Below are 14406 nucleotides of genomic sequence, written 5' to 3' on the forward strand. Positions count from 1 at the left end.
ACATAGTCCCTGCACAGAATACCCGGAGCGACAGATGACCCAAGAGACTCTCCACCTGCCCATCTATATGGATTACAGCGCGACGACGCCCGTCGATCCGCGCGTGGTCGACAAGATGGTGCCGTACCTGCGCGAGCAGTTCGGCAACCCGGCGTCGCGCAGCCATGCCTATGGCTGGGACGCGGAGCGTGCAGTCGAGGAAGCGCGCGAACAGGTGGCTGCACTCGTGAACGCCGATCCGCGCGAGATCATCTGGACGTCCGGCGCCACGGAGTCGGACAACCTTGCAATCAAGGGCGCCGCGAACTTCTACAAGGGCAAGGGCAAGCACATCATCACGGTGAAGACCGAGCACAAGGCCGTGCTCGATACGTGCCGCGAGCTCGAGCGCGACGGTTTCGAAGTCACCTACCTCGACGTGAAGGATGACGGCCTGATCGACCTCGACGTGTTCAAGGCCGCGCTGCGCCCGGACACGATCCTCGTGTCGGTGATGCACGTGAACAACGAGATCGGCGTGATCCAGGACATCGAGACGATCGGCGAGATCTGCCGCGAGAAGGGCATCGTGTTCCACGTCGATGCCGCGCAGTCGACCGGCAAGGTCGGGATCGACCTCGCGAAGCTGAAGGTCGACCTGATGTCGTTCTCGGCACACAAGACCTACGGCCCGAAGGGCATCGGCGCGCTGTACGTGCGTCGCAAGCCGCGCGTGCGCATCGAAGCGCAGATGCACGGCGGCGGCCACGAGCGCGGCATGCGTTCGGGCACGCTGCCGACGCACCAGATCGTCGGCATGGGCGAAGCGTTCCGCATCGCGCGCGAGGAAATGGCGACCGAGAACGAGCGCGTCCGCATGCTGCGCGACAAGCTGCTGCGCGGCCTGTCGCAGATCGAGGAAACCTACGTGAACGGCGACATGGATCACCGTGTCCCGCACAACCTGAACATCAGCTTCAACTTCGTCGAAGGCGAGTCGCTGATCATGGCGATCAAGGACGTCGCGGTGTCGTCGGGCTCCGCGTGCACGTCGGCGTCGCTGGAGCCGTCGTACGTGCTGCGTGCGCTCGGCCGCAACGACGAGCTCGCGCACAGCTCGATCCGCTTCACGGTGGGCCGCTTCACGACGGAGCAGGAAGTCGACTTCGTGATCGATCTGCTGAACAGCAAGATCGCGAAGCTGCGCGAACTGTCGCCGCTCTGGGAAATGCACCAGGACGGCATCGATCTGTCGACGATCGAATGGGCCGCACACTGATACCGCATTGAATGCAACCGCGCGCGGATTGGCGCACGCAGACGTAACGAGTCAAGGAGTCTGAGTCATGTCTTACAGCAACAAGGTTCTGGATCACTACGAAAACCCGCGCAACGTCGGTTCGTTCGCGAAGGACGACGACACGGTCGGCACGGGCATGGTCGGCGCGCCGGCTTGCGGCGACGTGATGAAGCTGCAGATCCGCGTCGGCGCGGACGGCGTGATCGAAGACGCGAAGTTCAAGACCTACGGGTGCGGTTCGGCGATCGCATCGAGCTCGCTCGTCACCGAATGGGTGAAGGGCAAGACGCTCGACGAGGCACTGTCGATCAAGAACACGCAGATCGCCGAAGAACTCGCGCTGCCGCCGGTGAAGATTCACTGCTCGATCCTCGCGGAAGACGCGATCAAGGCAGCCGTGGCCGACTACAAGAAGCGCCACGACACCAAGGAAAGCGATCAGGCAGCAGCCTGAGCGGCATCGAGAGCGGCTAGGGAAGGAACGCGGCGAGCCCCGGTGGCGCGCCGCGGCAAGGACATCATGGCAATTACACTGACCGAAAAAGCAGCACAGCACGTCCAGAAATACCTCGTCCGTCGCGGCAAGGGGGTGGGCCTGCGGCTTGGCGTTCGCACGACCGGGTGCTCGGGGCTCGCGTACAAGCTCGAGTATGTCGACGAGCTGGCTCCCGAGGATCAGGTGTTCGAGAGCCACGGCGTGAAGGTCATCGTCGATCCGAAGAGCCTCGCCTATATCGACGGCACCGAGCTCGACTTCGCCCGCGAAGGCCTGAACGAAGGGTTCAAGTTCAACAACCCGAACGTGAAGGACGAGTGCGGGTGCGGGGAATCGTTCCGCGTGTGACGCGGCTCCCTCCGCGCGATGCGGGCAAGAGGCGGCACGGGCCGCCTTTTTAATGTGCGGCGTTTGCCGCGCGACGAACCGGAATTGAACGCGACGATGGTTTCGCTGAAAGACAGCCATTTCGACCTGTTTCACCTGCCGGCGCAATTCGCGCTCGACGAGACGGCGCTCGACGCCGCCTACCGGACGGTGCAGACGCAGGTGCACCCGGACCGCTTCGCGGCGGCCGGCGATGCGCAAAAGCGCATCGCGATGCAATGGGCCACCCGCGCGAACGAGGCATACCGCACGCTGCGCGATCCGCTGAAGCGCGCGTCCTATCTGCTGTCGCTGCGCGGCGTCGACATCGGCGCCGAAAACAACACGGCGATGGAGCCGGCATTCCTGATGCAGCAGATGGAGTGGCGCGAGGGCATCGAGGATGCCGCGGCCGCCCGCAACGTCGACGCGCTCGATGCGTTGCTCGCCGAGTTGCGCGACGAGAAGCGCGTGCGCGTCGAGCGCCTCGGCACGCTGCTCGACAGCGGTGCCGACCAGGCCGCCGCGGAAGCCGTGCGTCAGCTGATGTTCATCGAACGGGTCGCGTCGGAAGTGGGCGCGCAGATCGAGCGTCTCGAAACTTAACCGCGTGCCTTGCGCACGCGCAGCAAACGGGCCGAGCGCCCGAACGAACCAAGATGGCTTTACTGCAAATTTCCGAACCGGGCATGGCGCCGGCGCCGCACCAGCGGCGACTCGCCGTCGGGATCGATCTCGGCACGACGAACTCGCTCGTCGCCGCCGTGCGCAACAGCGTGCCTGAAGTCCTGCCGGACGAAGCGGGCCGCGTGCTGCTGCCTTCGGTGGTCCGTTACCTCGAGAAGGGCGGCCGCCGCATCGGCCACGAAGCGAAGGAGCAGGCCGCGACCGATCCGCGCAACACGATCGTGTCGGTCAAGCGCTTCATGGGCCGCGGCAAGGCCGAGGTCGAAGGCGCGGCGAACGCGCCGTACGAATTCGTCGATGCGCCGGGCATGGTGCAGATCCGTACGATCGACGGCGTGAAGAGCCCGGTCGAAGTATCGGCCGAGATTCTCGCGACGCTGCGTTATCGCGCTGAAGATTCGCTTGGCGACGATCTGGTCGGCGCGGTGATCACGGTGCCCGCGTACTTCGACGATGCGCAGCGCCAGGCGACCAAGGACGCCGCGCGCCTCGCGGGCCTCAACGTGCTGCGCCTGCTGAACGAACCGACCGCCGCGGCGATCGCCTATGGTCTCGACAACGCGGCCGAAGGCCTTTACGCGGTGTACGACCTCGGCGGCGGCACGTTCGACCTGTCGATCCTGAAGCTGACGAAGGGCGTGTTCGAGGTGCTGGCCGCGGGCGGCGATTCCGCGCTCGGCGGCGACGATTTCGACCACGCGCTGTTCGGTCACGTGCTCGCGCAGGCCGATATCGACGCGAAGACGCTCGCGCCCGAGGACGTGCGCCTGCTGCTCGATCGGGTGCGGGTGCTGAAGGAAGCGCTGTCGTCCGCGCCGCAGGCGGTGCTCGACGTGACGCTGTCGAGTGGCGCGCATCTCGTTCAGACGATTTCGCACGACACCTTCGCATCGCTCGTCGCGCCGCTCGTGCAGCGCACGCTCACGCCGACCCGCAAGGCGCTGCGCGATGCGCAGGTCACGCCGGCCGACATCAAGGGCGTCGTGCTCGTCGGCGGCGCGACGCGCATGCCGGTGATCCGCGACGCGGTCGCGAAGTATTTCGGCCAGCCGCCGCTCGTGAACCTCGATCCGGACCAGGTCGTCGCGCTCGGCGCGGCGATCCAGGCCGACCTGCTCGCGGGCAATCGCGGCACCGGCGACGACTGGCTGCTGCTCGACGTGATTCCGCTGTCGCTCGGTGTCGAGACGATGGGCGGCCTCGTCGAGAAGATCATTCCGCGCAACTCGACGATTCCGATCGCGCGCGCGCAGGAATTCACGACCTTCAAGGACGGCCAGACCGCGATGGCGATCCACGTCGTGCAGGGCGAGCGCGAACTCGTCGCCGACTGCCGGTCGCTCGCGCGCTTCGAGCTGCGCGGCATTCCGCCGATGACGGCGGGTGCGGCGCGCATTCGCGTGACCTACCAGGTCGATGCGGACGGGCTGCTGTCGGTGTTCGCACGCGAACAGCACTCGGGCGTCGAGGCATCGGTCGTCGTGAAGCCGTCGTACGGCCTCGCCGACGACGACATCGCGAAGATGCTGGAAGACAGCTTCAAGACCGCCGAAATCGACATGCGCGCCCGCGCGCTGCGCGAAGCGCAGGTCGAGGCGCAGCGGATGCTCGAGGCGACGCAGGCCGCGCTGGCGGCCGACGGCGAACTGCTCGAGGCCGGCGAGCGCGAGCAGGTCGACGCGCTGGCCGCGGCGTTGCGCGTGGTCGCGCAGGGCGACGATACGCATGCGATCGAAGCGGCGACCAAGGCGCTGGCCGACGGTACCGACGAATTCGCGGCGCGCCGGATGGACAAGAGCATCAAGCGCGCGCTGTCGGGCCGCCGGCTCGACGAGATCTGAATCCACGAACCGCGCATCGGCCGGCAACGGCCCGCGCGATGATGAACCGTGCGGCGCGTGGCGCCGCACCCTGACTGACGGAACGGACATGCCTCAACTGGTGGTGCTGCCTCACGTCGAACTGTGCCCGGATGGCGCAGTGATCGACGCGACGCCCGGCAAGAGTATCTGCGACAACCTGCTCGATCACGGGATCGAGATCGAGCATGCATGCGAGAAGTCGTGCGCATGCACGACGTGCCACGTGGTGATCCGCGAAGGCTTCAACGATCTGACGCCGTCCGAGGAGGACGAGGACGATCTGCTGGACAAGGCGTGGGGCCTCGAGCCGACGTCGCGCCTGTCGTGCCAGGCGATCGTGAAGGAAGATTCGGACCTGGTGGTCGAGATCCCGAAGTACTCGATCAACCACGCGAAGGAAAATCACTGACAGGAACCGGAGGCAGGCGATGAAATGGACCGATTCGCGTGAAATAGCCATTGCGCTGGCGGACAAGCACCCGGACATCGACCCGCAGCGGATCAACTTCGTCGACCTGCGCCAGTGGGTGCTCGAGCTCGACGGTTTCGACGACGATCCGACGCACTCGGGCGAGAAGATCCTCGAGGCGATCCAGGCACACTGGATCGACGAATCGGATTTCGACGACGAGGACTGACCGACCGGTCAGGGCGTGCGCCGCAACGTGTACGCCGCGCCCATGAAAAACGGCTCGTGAGCGCTTGCTCGCGAGCCGTTTTCGTTTTTGTCGGGCTGCCTGCGCACGACACGCGCGCAGGGGACGCCGGCAATGATGCGATCAGCTGCTTACGCGCCGACCAGCGTGCCGTTCTCGATCCGCACGCGCTGGCCCTGGCCGAACGGCGGCGGGTTGTGGTACGTGAACGTGCGCGTCGCGCCGCTTTCCATCTGCACTTGCACCTGATAGTCGGTTTCCGCGCGGACCTGCTTCTCGACCTGGTTGCCGGCGAGACCGCCGCCCAGCGCGCCGATGATCGTCATCGCGGTGCGGCCGTTGCCGTTGCCGAACTGGTTGCCGAGCAGGCCGCCCGCCGCTGCGCCGCCCACGGCGCCGATCCCCGAGCTCTGGCCCGGCGTGCGCGACTGCGTGATCGCGACGACCGTGCCGCAGCTCTGGCAGTAGGTTTGCGCAGGCGTCGACGGCTGCTGCGCGTATTGCGGCGGCTGCGGGGCGGTCGTGTGACGGCGGTGCGGCGCAGCCGGGCGCGGCGCCGGCTTCGGCTCGGCCTGCGCGACGGCGGCCTTCTGCTGCGCGGCGGCCTGTTCCGCTGCCTGCCGCTGCGCTTGCGCGGCGAGCGCAGCGCTGGCGGCCGCGGCCGTATCGACGGCCGGCTGCGACGCGATCAGCGCGGCCTGGGTCTGGCCGTTCTGTTCGTTGCTGCTGGTGGCTTTCGGGAATACGCCCGTGATCGCTGCCGTCGCGGCGAGGCTGGCGACGATGACGGCGCCGGCCGCGGTGGCGATGAGCGGGTGGAGGCGTTGCTTTTGCGGCGTGGTCTGATTCTGGTTGTCCATTTTTTTCTCCAAGGTCGATCCGGATCGGCGCGCTGTGCCGGAGCAGGATCCCACGCTCGGGAGCGAGCAGACTTGGCGTTCCGGCGCCTCGTTCTGGTCCCGTGGTCATGCGTGGTGACGCAACAGGAGTGTCGTCCACGGCCAAGCGCCGCGCCGTATCAAGGTGTAACGAATTGCAGCGGGGCGCCGGCGGCCGTTTCCGGGAAAACCCGGAGAAGGGCGTCGCGACGAGGGAATAAAACGGGGGAGGATCGAGGGCCGGCAGACGCCGGCTGGCGGGATTTACGCGTCGTTACAAAGCTGATGCGTGCGCGCCACGGGGCGCGGCGCACACGCGCTTGCGGCCGTCAGTCTTCGCGGCGCAGGTGCGGGAACAGCAGCACGTCGCGGATCGTCGGGCTGTCGGTCAGCAGCATCACGAGACGGTCGATGCCGATCCCGCAGCCGCCGGTCGGAGGCATCCCGTATTCGAGCGCGCGGATATAGTCGGCGTCGAAGAACATCGCTTCCTCGTCGCCCGCATCCTTCTGCTCGACCTGCTTCTTGAAGCGCGCGGCCTGGTCTTCCGGATCGTTCAGCTCCGAGAAGCCGTTCGCGATCTCGCGGCCGGTCATGAACAGCTCGAAACGCTCGGTGATGCCCGGCACCGTATCCGATGCGCGTGCGAGCGGCGACACCTCGACCGGGTAGTCGATGATGAACGTCGGTTCCCACAGCTGCGCTTCGGCCGTTTCCTCGAACAGCGCGAGCTGCAGCGCACCGATGCCTGCGTTCAGGAACGCCGGCTGCGACACGTCGACGCCGAAGCGCTTCAGTTCGGTGCGCAGGAACGCGTCGTCCGACAGCTGGCCGTCGGTGTAGTCGGGTGCGTACTTCCGGATCGCCTGCGTGATCGTCAGGCGATGGAACGGCTTCGCGAGGTCGAGCTCGCGGCCCTGGTACTGGATCGTCGCGGTGCCGAGCGCATCGATCGCCGCCTGGCGGATCAGTTGCTCGGTGAAGTCCATCAGCCAGCGGTAGTCGGTGTACGCGGCGTAGAACTCCATCATCGTGAATTCCGGGTTGTGACGCGGCGACACGCCTTCATTCCGGAAATTGCGGTTGATCTCGAACACGCGCTCGAAGCCGCCGACGATCAGGCGCTTCAGGTACAGCTCCGGCGCGATGCGCAGGAACATCTGCATGTCGAGCGCATTATGATGCGTGACGAACGGCTTCGCGGCCGCGCCGCCCGGGATCGGGTGCAGCATCGGCGTCTCGACTTCCATGAACTCGGCGTTGTCCATGAACTTGCGGATCGACGCGATCGTCTTGGTGCGGGCGCGGAACGTGTCGCGCGTTTCCGGCGTGACGATCAGGTCGACGTAGCGCTGGCGGTAGCGCATTTCCTGGTCGGACAGGCCGTGGAACTTGTCCGGCAGCGGACGGAGCGCCTTCGACAGCAGGCGCAGCTCCTTGCACTGGACCGACAGCTCGCCCTTGTTGGTGCGGAACAGCACGCCGCGCGCGGCGACGATGTCGCCGAGGTCCCACTTCTTGAACGCGTCGTAGGTGTCGGCGCCGATGTCGTTCGGCGTCACGAAGAACTGGATCTGGCCCGACCCGTCCTGCACCGTCGCGAAGCTCGCCTTGCCCATCACGCGCTTGAGCATCATGCGGCCGGCGACCGACACCTCGACCGGGTTCGCTTCGAGCGCGGCCTTGTCCGATTCGGCGAATTTGGCCTGCAGGTCGGCTGCGTGGTGCTCGGGCCGGAAATCGTTCGGATAGGCCACGCCTTGCTCGCGCAACGCGCGCAGCTTCTCGCGGCGCTCGGCGATGATCTGGTTGTCGTCCGCCGTGACGGCGGGCTGCGTTTGGGTCGGTTCGGTCATGATGGTCGGAATTCGGAGTGGGGTGCGGCAACGCAAACGGAAAGGGCGGCGCGGGCTGGCCGCGCCGCGGCGCTTACACGCCCTGTTTGAGGCTCGCGCTGATGAAGTCGTCGAGGTCGCCGTCGAGCACCGCCCGCGTGTTGCTCATTTCGACGTTCGTGCGCAGGTCCTTCACGCGGCTCTGGTCGAGCACGTACGAGCGGATCTGGTGGCCCCAGCCCACATCGGTCTTGCTCGATTCGAGCTTGTCCTGCTCGGCCTGGCGCTTGCGCATTTCGACTTCGTACAGGCGCGACTTCAGCATCGCCATCGCTTCGGCGCGGTTGCGGTGCTGCGAGCGGTCGTTCTGGCACTGCACGACGATCCCCGTCGGCATGTGCGTGATCCGCACCGCGGAGTCGGTCTTGTTGATGTGCTGGCCGCCCGCGCCCGATGCGCGGTACGTATCGATGCGCAGGTCGGCCGGGTTGATCTCGACTTCGATCGAGTCGTCGATTTCCGGATAGACGAACACCGACGAGAACGACGTGTGGCGGCCGCCCGACGAGTCGAACGGCGACTTGCGCACGAGGCGGTGGATGCCCGTTTCGGTGCGCAGGAAGCCGTACGCGTATTCGCCCGTGACCTTGACCGTCGCGTTCTTGATGCCGGCGACGTCGCCGTCGGACTCTTCGAGCACCTCGGCCTTGAAGCCCTTGCGTTCGCAGTAGCGCAGGTACTGGCGCAGCAGCATCGACGCCCAGTCGCATGCCTCGGTGCCGCCGGCGCCGGCCTGGATGTCGATGAAGCAGTTGTTCGGATCGGCCGGGTTCGAGAACATCCGGCGGAACTCGATGTCGCCGACGCGCGCCTCGAGCTTCGCGGCGTCGTCCTCCGACGCGAGCAGCGTATCCTCGTCGCCTTCCTCGCGTGCCAGCTCGAACAGGTCGAGCGCGTCGCGCAGGTCGCTATCGAGCGCGGTGAGCGTCGTGACGACGCCTTCGAGCAGCTTCTTCTCGCGGCCGAGCGCCTGGGCGTTCTTCGAATCGTTCCAGACGTTCGGGTCTTCGAGTTCCTTGTTGACTTCGGTCAGACGCGCAGCTTTGGCGTCGTAGTCAAAGATACCCCCGAAGCTCGCCCGCGCGATTGCGCAGGTCGAGCAGGGAGCTTTCGATCGCGTTGAGACGTTCCGCTTCCATGATCGTTCGCTGTTCCGGCTTCGTAAAAAAGCGGAATTATAGCTGATCGGCAGGCTTGCCCGGTGACGCAAACGGTGCCTGTACGCGTGTTGACGGCCCCGTCCGGCGCGGCGCGCACGCGTGCGGCGGCGCGTCGCGGGCCGGGTGGCGTGCTCAGCCGGCCGCGTGTTCGACGATCAGCTGGACGCGCGTGACGCCGTTCCACGTATCGGCGACGAGCCGGTACGCGACCAGCGCGCTCGCCGGCAGCGGCTCGGTGTGGTTGAACCAGATCGCGTTGAAGCGCTGGCGGCCGCGCGCGAGCTGCAGCTTCAGATGCTTTTCCTTCACGAGCGATTGCGATACAACGTCGAATTCGCCCGAGAAAAGCGGGGCCGGAAACCCTTGCCCCCAGACGGCTTCATCGAGCAGGCCGACGAACTGCGGCGTGAAGTACGCGTCCTCGAGTTCGCCGTCGGTCTCGATCACGCGGGCGAGCGCGTCGTCGGACAGCCATTCGCGCGCGACGGCCTCGAACGCGGCCGCGAAGCGCGGCACGTTTTCGGTGTCGAGCGTGAGGCCGGCCGCCATCGCGTGGCCGCCGAACGCGACGATCAGGTCCGGTTCGCGTTTCGACACGAGGTCGAGCGCGTCGCGCAGGTGGAAGCCGGCGATCGACCGGCCCGACCCCTTGACCCGCCGGCCTTCGTCGTCGGCGTGCGCGAATGTGAACGACGGGCGGTGGAATTTTTCCTTGAGCCGGCCGGCGACGATGCCGATCACGCCCTGATGCCACTCGGGATTGAACAGCGTGATCGTGCATGCGTCGGCCGGATCGACGTCGGCCAGATCGGCGAGCGCCTGCTGCTGCATGCCGGCCTCGATTTCGCGGCGCTCGCGGTTCATCACGTCGAGCTGCTGCGCGAGATCCCATGCGCGGCCGATGTCGTCGGTGATCAGGCATTCGATGCCGAGCGACATGTCGGACAGCCGGCCGGCGGCGTTCAGGCGCGGACCGAGGCCGAAGCCGAGGTCGAAGCCCGACGCGGTGCGCGCTTCGCGCGCGGCGGCGCGGAACAGCGCGGCGATGCCCGGCTGCATGCGGCCGTTGCGGATGCGCTGCAGCCCTTGGGCCACGAGCACGCGGTTGTTGCCGTCGAGCCGCACGACGTCGGCGACGGTGCCGAGCGCGACGAGGTCGAGCAGGCCGTCGAGGCGCGGCTCGGCTTCCTTGCTCGCGAACGCGCCGCGGCGGCGCAGCTCGGCGCGCAGCGCGAGCAGCACGTAGAACATCACGCCGACGCCGGCGAGGTGCTTGCTCGGGAACGCGCAGCCGGGCTGGTTCGGGTTGACGATCGCGCGTGCGGCGGGCAGCGCGTCGCCGGGCAGGTGGTGGTCGGTCACGAGCACGTCGATGCCGCGTGCGTTCGCGGCTTCGACGCCCGCGACGCTCGCGATCCCGTTGTCGACGGTGATCAGCAGGTCGGGCTTGCGCGCGGCCGCGAGTTCGACGATCTCGGGTGTGAGGCCGTAGCCGTATTCGAAGCGGTTCGGCACCAGGTAGTCGATCTGCGCGCCGAACATCCGCAGGCCGCGCACCGCGACCGCGCAGGCGGTCGCGCCGTCGCAGTCGTAGTCGGCGACGACCAGCAGGCGCCGCTTGTCGGCGATCGCGTCGGCGAGCAGCACCGCCGCATCGGCGCAGCCTTTCAGCTCGGTGGGCGGGACGAGGCGCGCGAGCGCGGTCTCGATGTCGACGGGCGACTGCACGCCGCGCGACGCGTACAGGCGCGCGAGGACGGGGTGCAGGCCGTGGCGCGCGAGCACTTCGGCGTCGACGGGCACGACGGGGCGGGTAACGATCCGGGTCATTCGGGGTCTGCTGGTTATTCGAACAGGGAGGCGAGCGCGCGGCGGCGCCAGAACTTGCGCAGGTCGCCGCGCGTCGCGTGCAGCGTCACGGAGCTCGTGTCGCCGCACAGCGTGACATCGACGGCGGCCAGCTCGCCGTTCTGCAGCGCGGCGAGCGCCGGCGCGAACCAGTCGCGCTCGAGCGCGGCGAGCCCGTCGTGCCAGCGTGCCCAGTCCTGTTCGATGAATGGAGTGGTCAGCGCCGGCAGTTCGACGAGCGTCGCGCCGTCGATAGCGGACAGCGTGCCGAACGTCGCGGGCGGGCTGCCGGCTTCGGTTTGCGCGGCGCGCGCGAGGCCGCGCGCGGCGGGCGACGCGGACAGCACGCGCGCGAACGGTTTGCCCACAGGCTTCAGCGTGCCCTGCGCATGGAACCAGATCGAATTGACGGCCGGCAGCCCACGGGCCTCGCGCGCTTCGTTCACCGGATGCTGGAACCAGGCCATCTGCACTTCGTTCTGCAGTTTCATCCACATCCGCGAGCGCTCGCCCGTATGCGCCTCGTGCGGCAGCCAGATCTCGATGTTGCGGCCGCTGGCGCGCAGCGGTGCGGCGCCGGCGAGGCGCGCGAGCTGGTCGCTCGACAGATACCAGCGCGCCGGGTTCGGCGCTTCGAGCCGCACGCCCAGCTCCTCGATCAGCGGCCGCGCGACCGCGAGCAGCGCGGCCGCGTCGCCGTCGTCGAGCGCGAGGGCGGCCGGATCGACGAGCACCAGGTGATCGTGCGCGATTTCGACGTGCACGGGCTCGACGCACGCCCATGCGTGCGCATCGGGATCGCCGCCGTCGGCCAGCAGCATGTAGGGCGCGAGCGGTGCCTCGTCCGCGGCGTTGCCCTGCGTGGCGCCGAACCGGCTTGCCAGCCAGCGCTCGTGCGGCAGCGTGCGCTGGAAGTCCTCGCCGGCCACGCGCTCGACGAGGCTCGCGCGGGCGAGCAACTTCTGGAGCGCGGGGCTGTCCAGCGTGTGCAGGGACGAGGCCGCATCGGCCGCCGACGGCAGCGCGAACGGAACGAGAAAATGGAGGCGTCGGTCGTGCATGATGGTGCGCATTGTATGGCAAACTGCGCGCGTGATCGGGCCGGCTGACGGCCCGTTCGCGTCCGGCGGCCGTTTTTCGACCGTGCCCGGGCTGCCGGCCGCCACCCGGCGGCGGTCCGGCCGCGGCGCGCCTGTCCGCCGTAACCAGCAGAAAGGATTCGCTTGAAACTTCCGTACGAATGGCAGATCGGCTGGCGCTACACGCGCGCCGGCAAACGCACGACCGGCAACGGCTTCATTTCCTTCATCGCGCTCGTGTCGATGCTCGGGATCGCGCTCGGCGTCGCGGCGCTGATCGTCGTGCTGTCGGTGATGAACGGCTTCCAGAAGGAAGTGCGCGACCGCATGCTGTCGGTGCTCGCGCACGTCGAGGTGTTCTCGCCGACGGGTTCGATGCCCGACTGGCAACTGACCGCGCAGGAAGCGCGCCGCAATCCGTCGGTGATCGGCGCGGCGCCGTACGTCGACGCGCAGGCGCTGCTCACGCGCCAGGACGCGGTGAGCGGCGTGATGCTGCGCGGCGTCGAGCCGTCGCTCGAGCCGCAGGTGTCCGACATCGGCAAGGACATGAAGGCCGGCCAGCTCGGCGCGCTCGTGCCGGGCCAGTTCGGCATCGTGCTCGGCGACGCGCTCGCCGGCAACCTCGGCGTGACGGTCGGCGACAAGGTCACGCTCGTCGCGCCCGAAGGCTCGATCACGCCGGCCGGCATGATGCCGCGCCTGAAGCAGTTCACGGTCGTCGGCGTGTTCGAGTCGGGCCACTACGAATACGACAGCACGCTCGCGATGATCAACATCCGCGATGCCGAGGCGCTGTTCCGGATGAGCGCGCCGACCGGCGTGCGGCTGCGGCTCACCGACATGCAGAAGGCGCCGCAGGTCGCGGTCGAGCTGTCGCATACGCTGTCGGGCAGCCTGTACATCCGCGACTGGACCCAGCAGAACAAGACGTGGTTCTCGGCCGTGCAGATCGAGAAGCGGATGATGTTCATCATCCTCACGCTGATCATCGCGGTGGCCGCGTTCAACCTCGTGTCGTCGCTCGTGATGACGGTGACCAACAAGCAGGCCGACATCGCGATCCTGCGCACGCTCGGCGCGCAGCCGGGGTCGATCATGAAGATCTTCGTCGTGCAGGGCGTGACGATCGGCTTCGTCGGCACCGCGACCGGCGTCGCGCTCGGCTGCCTGATCGCGTGGAGCATCCCGTGGCTGATCCCGATGATCGAGCACCTGTTCGGCGTGCAGTTCCTGCCGCCGTCGGTGTACTTCATCAGCGAGCTGCCGTCCGAACTCGTCGCGAGCGACGTGATCCGGATCGGGCTGATCGCGTTCGCGCTGTCGGCCGTGGCCACGCTCTATCCGAGCTGGCGCGGCGCGAAGGTGAAGCCGGCGGAGGCGCTCCGCTATGAATGACCGCGCGACCGCATTCGCGGATTCACGACAACACAACAGACAGGATTCGGCAGGTATGCAGGAATACGTGCTTCAGGCGCGCGGGATCACGAAGGCGTTCGTGCAGGGCGGCTTCAACGTGCAGGTGCTCAACAATACCGAGCTGACGGTGCGGCGCGGCGAGAAGCTCGCGGTCGTCGGCGCGTCGGGCTCCGGCAAGAGCACGCTGCTGCACGTGCTGGGCGGGCTCGACGAGCCGAGCGCCGGCGAAGTGTCGTTGCTCGGCAAGCCGTTTACGCAGCTCGCCGAACGCGAGCGTAACGAGCTGCGCAACCGCGCGCTCGGTTTCGTCTACCAGTTCCACCACCTGCTGCCCGAGTTCACGGCGCTCGACAACGTCGCGATGCCGCTGCGCATCCGCCGGATGACGACCGAGGACGCGCGCGAGCAGGCACAGGCGATGCTCGAACGCGTCGGTCTCGGCCCGCGTGCGAAGCACCGGCCGGGCGAACTGTCGGGCGGCGAGCGGCAGCGTGTCGCGATCGCGCGCGCGCTGGTGACGAAGCCGGCCTGCGTGCTCGCCGACGAGCCGACCGGCAACCTCGACGGCACGACGGCCGACACGGTGTTCAACCTGATGCTCGAACTGTCCGAGACGCTCGAAACGAGCTTCGTGATCGTCACGCACGACCCGGATCTCGCCGCGCGCTGCGACCGCATCATGCGGCTGCGCGACGGGGTGCTGCACGAGGAGCCGGCGCTGCCGGTGTAAGAAGCAACGCGCCTTTGGCCGGCCGCCGGCTCGTCCGGCACGGCGCAACGG

Annotated in this window: 14 protein-coding genes; 9 read left to right on the forward strand and 5 right to left on the reverse strand. The window is 67.6% G+C overall.

Annotated features, from left to right (window positions below; translation table 11 throughout):
* The first annotated feature begins 34 nt into the window (after positions 1-34).
* The 7 genes from HWW87_RS05310 to iscX all read left to right on the forward strand — a co-directional run bounded on the left by HWW87_RS05310 (position 35) and on the right by iscX (position 5328).
* Positions 35-1258 carry an IscS subfamily cysteine desulfurase gene (locus HWW87_RS05310; RefSeq protein ID WP_174389661.1) on the forward strand — a complete coding sequence of 408 codons (1224 nt, stop codon included), beginning with the start codon at positions 35-37 and terminating at the stop codon, positions 1256-1258.
* Positions 1259-1325: 67 nt separating this feature from the next.
* Entirely contained in the window at positions 1326-1733 is a 408-nt protein-coding gene (gene iscU / locus HWW87_RS05315) for a Fe-S cluster assembly scaffold IscU (RefSeq protein WP_006478389.1), read from the forward strand.
* Between the two features lie 66 nt (positions 1734-1799).
* Complete coding sequence (iscA, locus tag HWW87_RS05320; protein WP_014896627.1) at positions 1800-2123, forward strand: iron-sulfur cluster assembly protein IscA; 324 nt, start codon at positions 1800-1802, stop codon at positions 2121-2123.
* Between the two features lie 96 nt (positions 2124-2219).
* Positions 2220-2747 carry a Fe-S protein assembly co-chaperone HscB gene (hscB, locus tag HWW87_RS05325; RefSeq protein ID WP_006491598.1) on the forward strand — a complete coding sequence of 176 codons (528 nt, stop codon included), beginning with the start codon at positions 2220-2222 and terminating at the stop codon, positions 2745-2747.
* Between the two features lie 53 nt (positions 2748-2800).
* Positions 2801-4669 carry a Fe-S protein assembly chaperone HscA gene (gene hscA, locus HWW87_RS05330; RefSeq protein WP_175819526.1) on the forward strand — a complete coding sequence of 623 codons (1869 nt, stop codon included), beginning with the start codon at positions 2801-2803 and terminating at the stop codon, positions 4667-4669.
* 88 nt (positions 4670-4757) lie between these two features.
* Positions 4758-5099 carry an ISC system 2Fe-2S type ferredoxin gene (gene fdx / locus HWW87_RS05335; protein ID WP_006478392.1) on the forward strand — a complete coding sequence of 114 codons (342 nt, stop codon included), beginning with the start codon at positions 4758-4760 and terminating at the stop codon, positions 5097-5099.
* Between the two features lie 19 nt (positions 5100-5118).
* Positions 5119-5328, forward strand: a complete 210-nt coding sequence (iscX, locus tag HWW87_RS05340; RefSeq protein ID WP_006478393.1) for a Fe-S cluster assembly protein IscX — start codon at positions 5119-5121, stop codon at positions 5326-5328.
* Between the two features lie 149 nt (positions 5329-5477).
* On the opposite strand, the gene HWW87_RS05345 is transcribed toward iscX, so the two are convergent.
* The 5 genes from HWW87_RS05345 to HWW87_RS05365 form a co-directional block, all read right to left on the reverse strand.
* Positions 5478-6206: a glycine zipper 2TM domain-containing protein gene (locus HWW87_RS05345; RefSeq protein WP_175819527.1), complete on the reverse strand. Its 729-nt coding sequence runs from the start codon at positions 6204-6206 to the stop codon at positions 5478-5480.
* 347 nt (positions 6207-6553) lie between these two features.
* Entirely contained in the window at positions 6554-8080 is a 1527-nt protein-coding gene (gene lysS, locus HWW87_RS05350) for a lysine--tRNA ligase (protein WP_175819528.1), read from the reverse strand.
* A gap of 73 nt (positions 8081-8153) precedes the next feature.
* Positions 8154-9258, reverse strand: a protein-coding gene (gene prfB, locus HWW87_RS05355) for a peptide chain release factor 2 (protein WP_102961735.1) whose coding sequence is annotated in 2 segments (ribosomal slippage) — positions 8154-9176 and positions 9178-9258 — 1104 coding nt in all. Because the reading frame shifts where the segments join, the coding sequence is not laid out codon by codon here.
* A 153-nt stretch (positions 9259-9411) separates the two neighbouring features.
* A complete protein-coding gene (recJ, locus tag HWW87_RS05360; protein ID WP_175819529.1) occupies positions 9412-11109 on the reverse strand; it encodes a single-stranded-DNA-specific exonuclease RecJ in 1698 nt (565 codons plus the stop codon).
* Between the two features lie 14 nt (positions 11110-11123).
* Positions 11124-12200, reverse strand: a complete 1077-nt coding sequence (locus HWW87_RS05365) for a regulator (RefSeq protein ID WP_175819530.1) — start codon at positions 12198-12200, stop codon at positions 11124-11126.
* 150 nt (positions 12201-12350) lie between these two features.
* On the opposite strand from HWW87_RS05365, the gene HWW87_RS05370 reads away from it, so the two are divergent.
* A complete protein-coding gene (locus HWW87_RS05370; RefSeq protein WP_174389654.1) occupies positions 12351-13604 on the forward strand; it encodes a lipoprotein-releasing ABC transporter permease subunit in 1254 nt (417 codons plus the stop codon).
* 55 nt (positions 13605-13659) lie between these two features.
* Entirely contained in the window at positions 13660-14355 is a 696-nt protein-coding gene (gene lolD, locus HWW87_RS05375) for a lipoprotein-releasing ABC transporter ATP-binding protein LolD (protein ID WP_034174517.1), read from the forward strand.
* The last annotated feature ends 51 nt before the right edge of the window (positions 14356-14406 follow it).

This window comes from Burkholderia sp. BCC0419, assembly GCF_902830285.1.
Classification (GTDB): Bacteria; Pseudomonadota; Gammaproteobacteria; order Burkholderiales; family Burkholderiaceae; genus Burkholderia.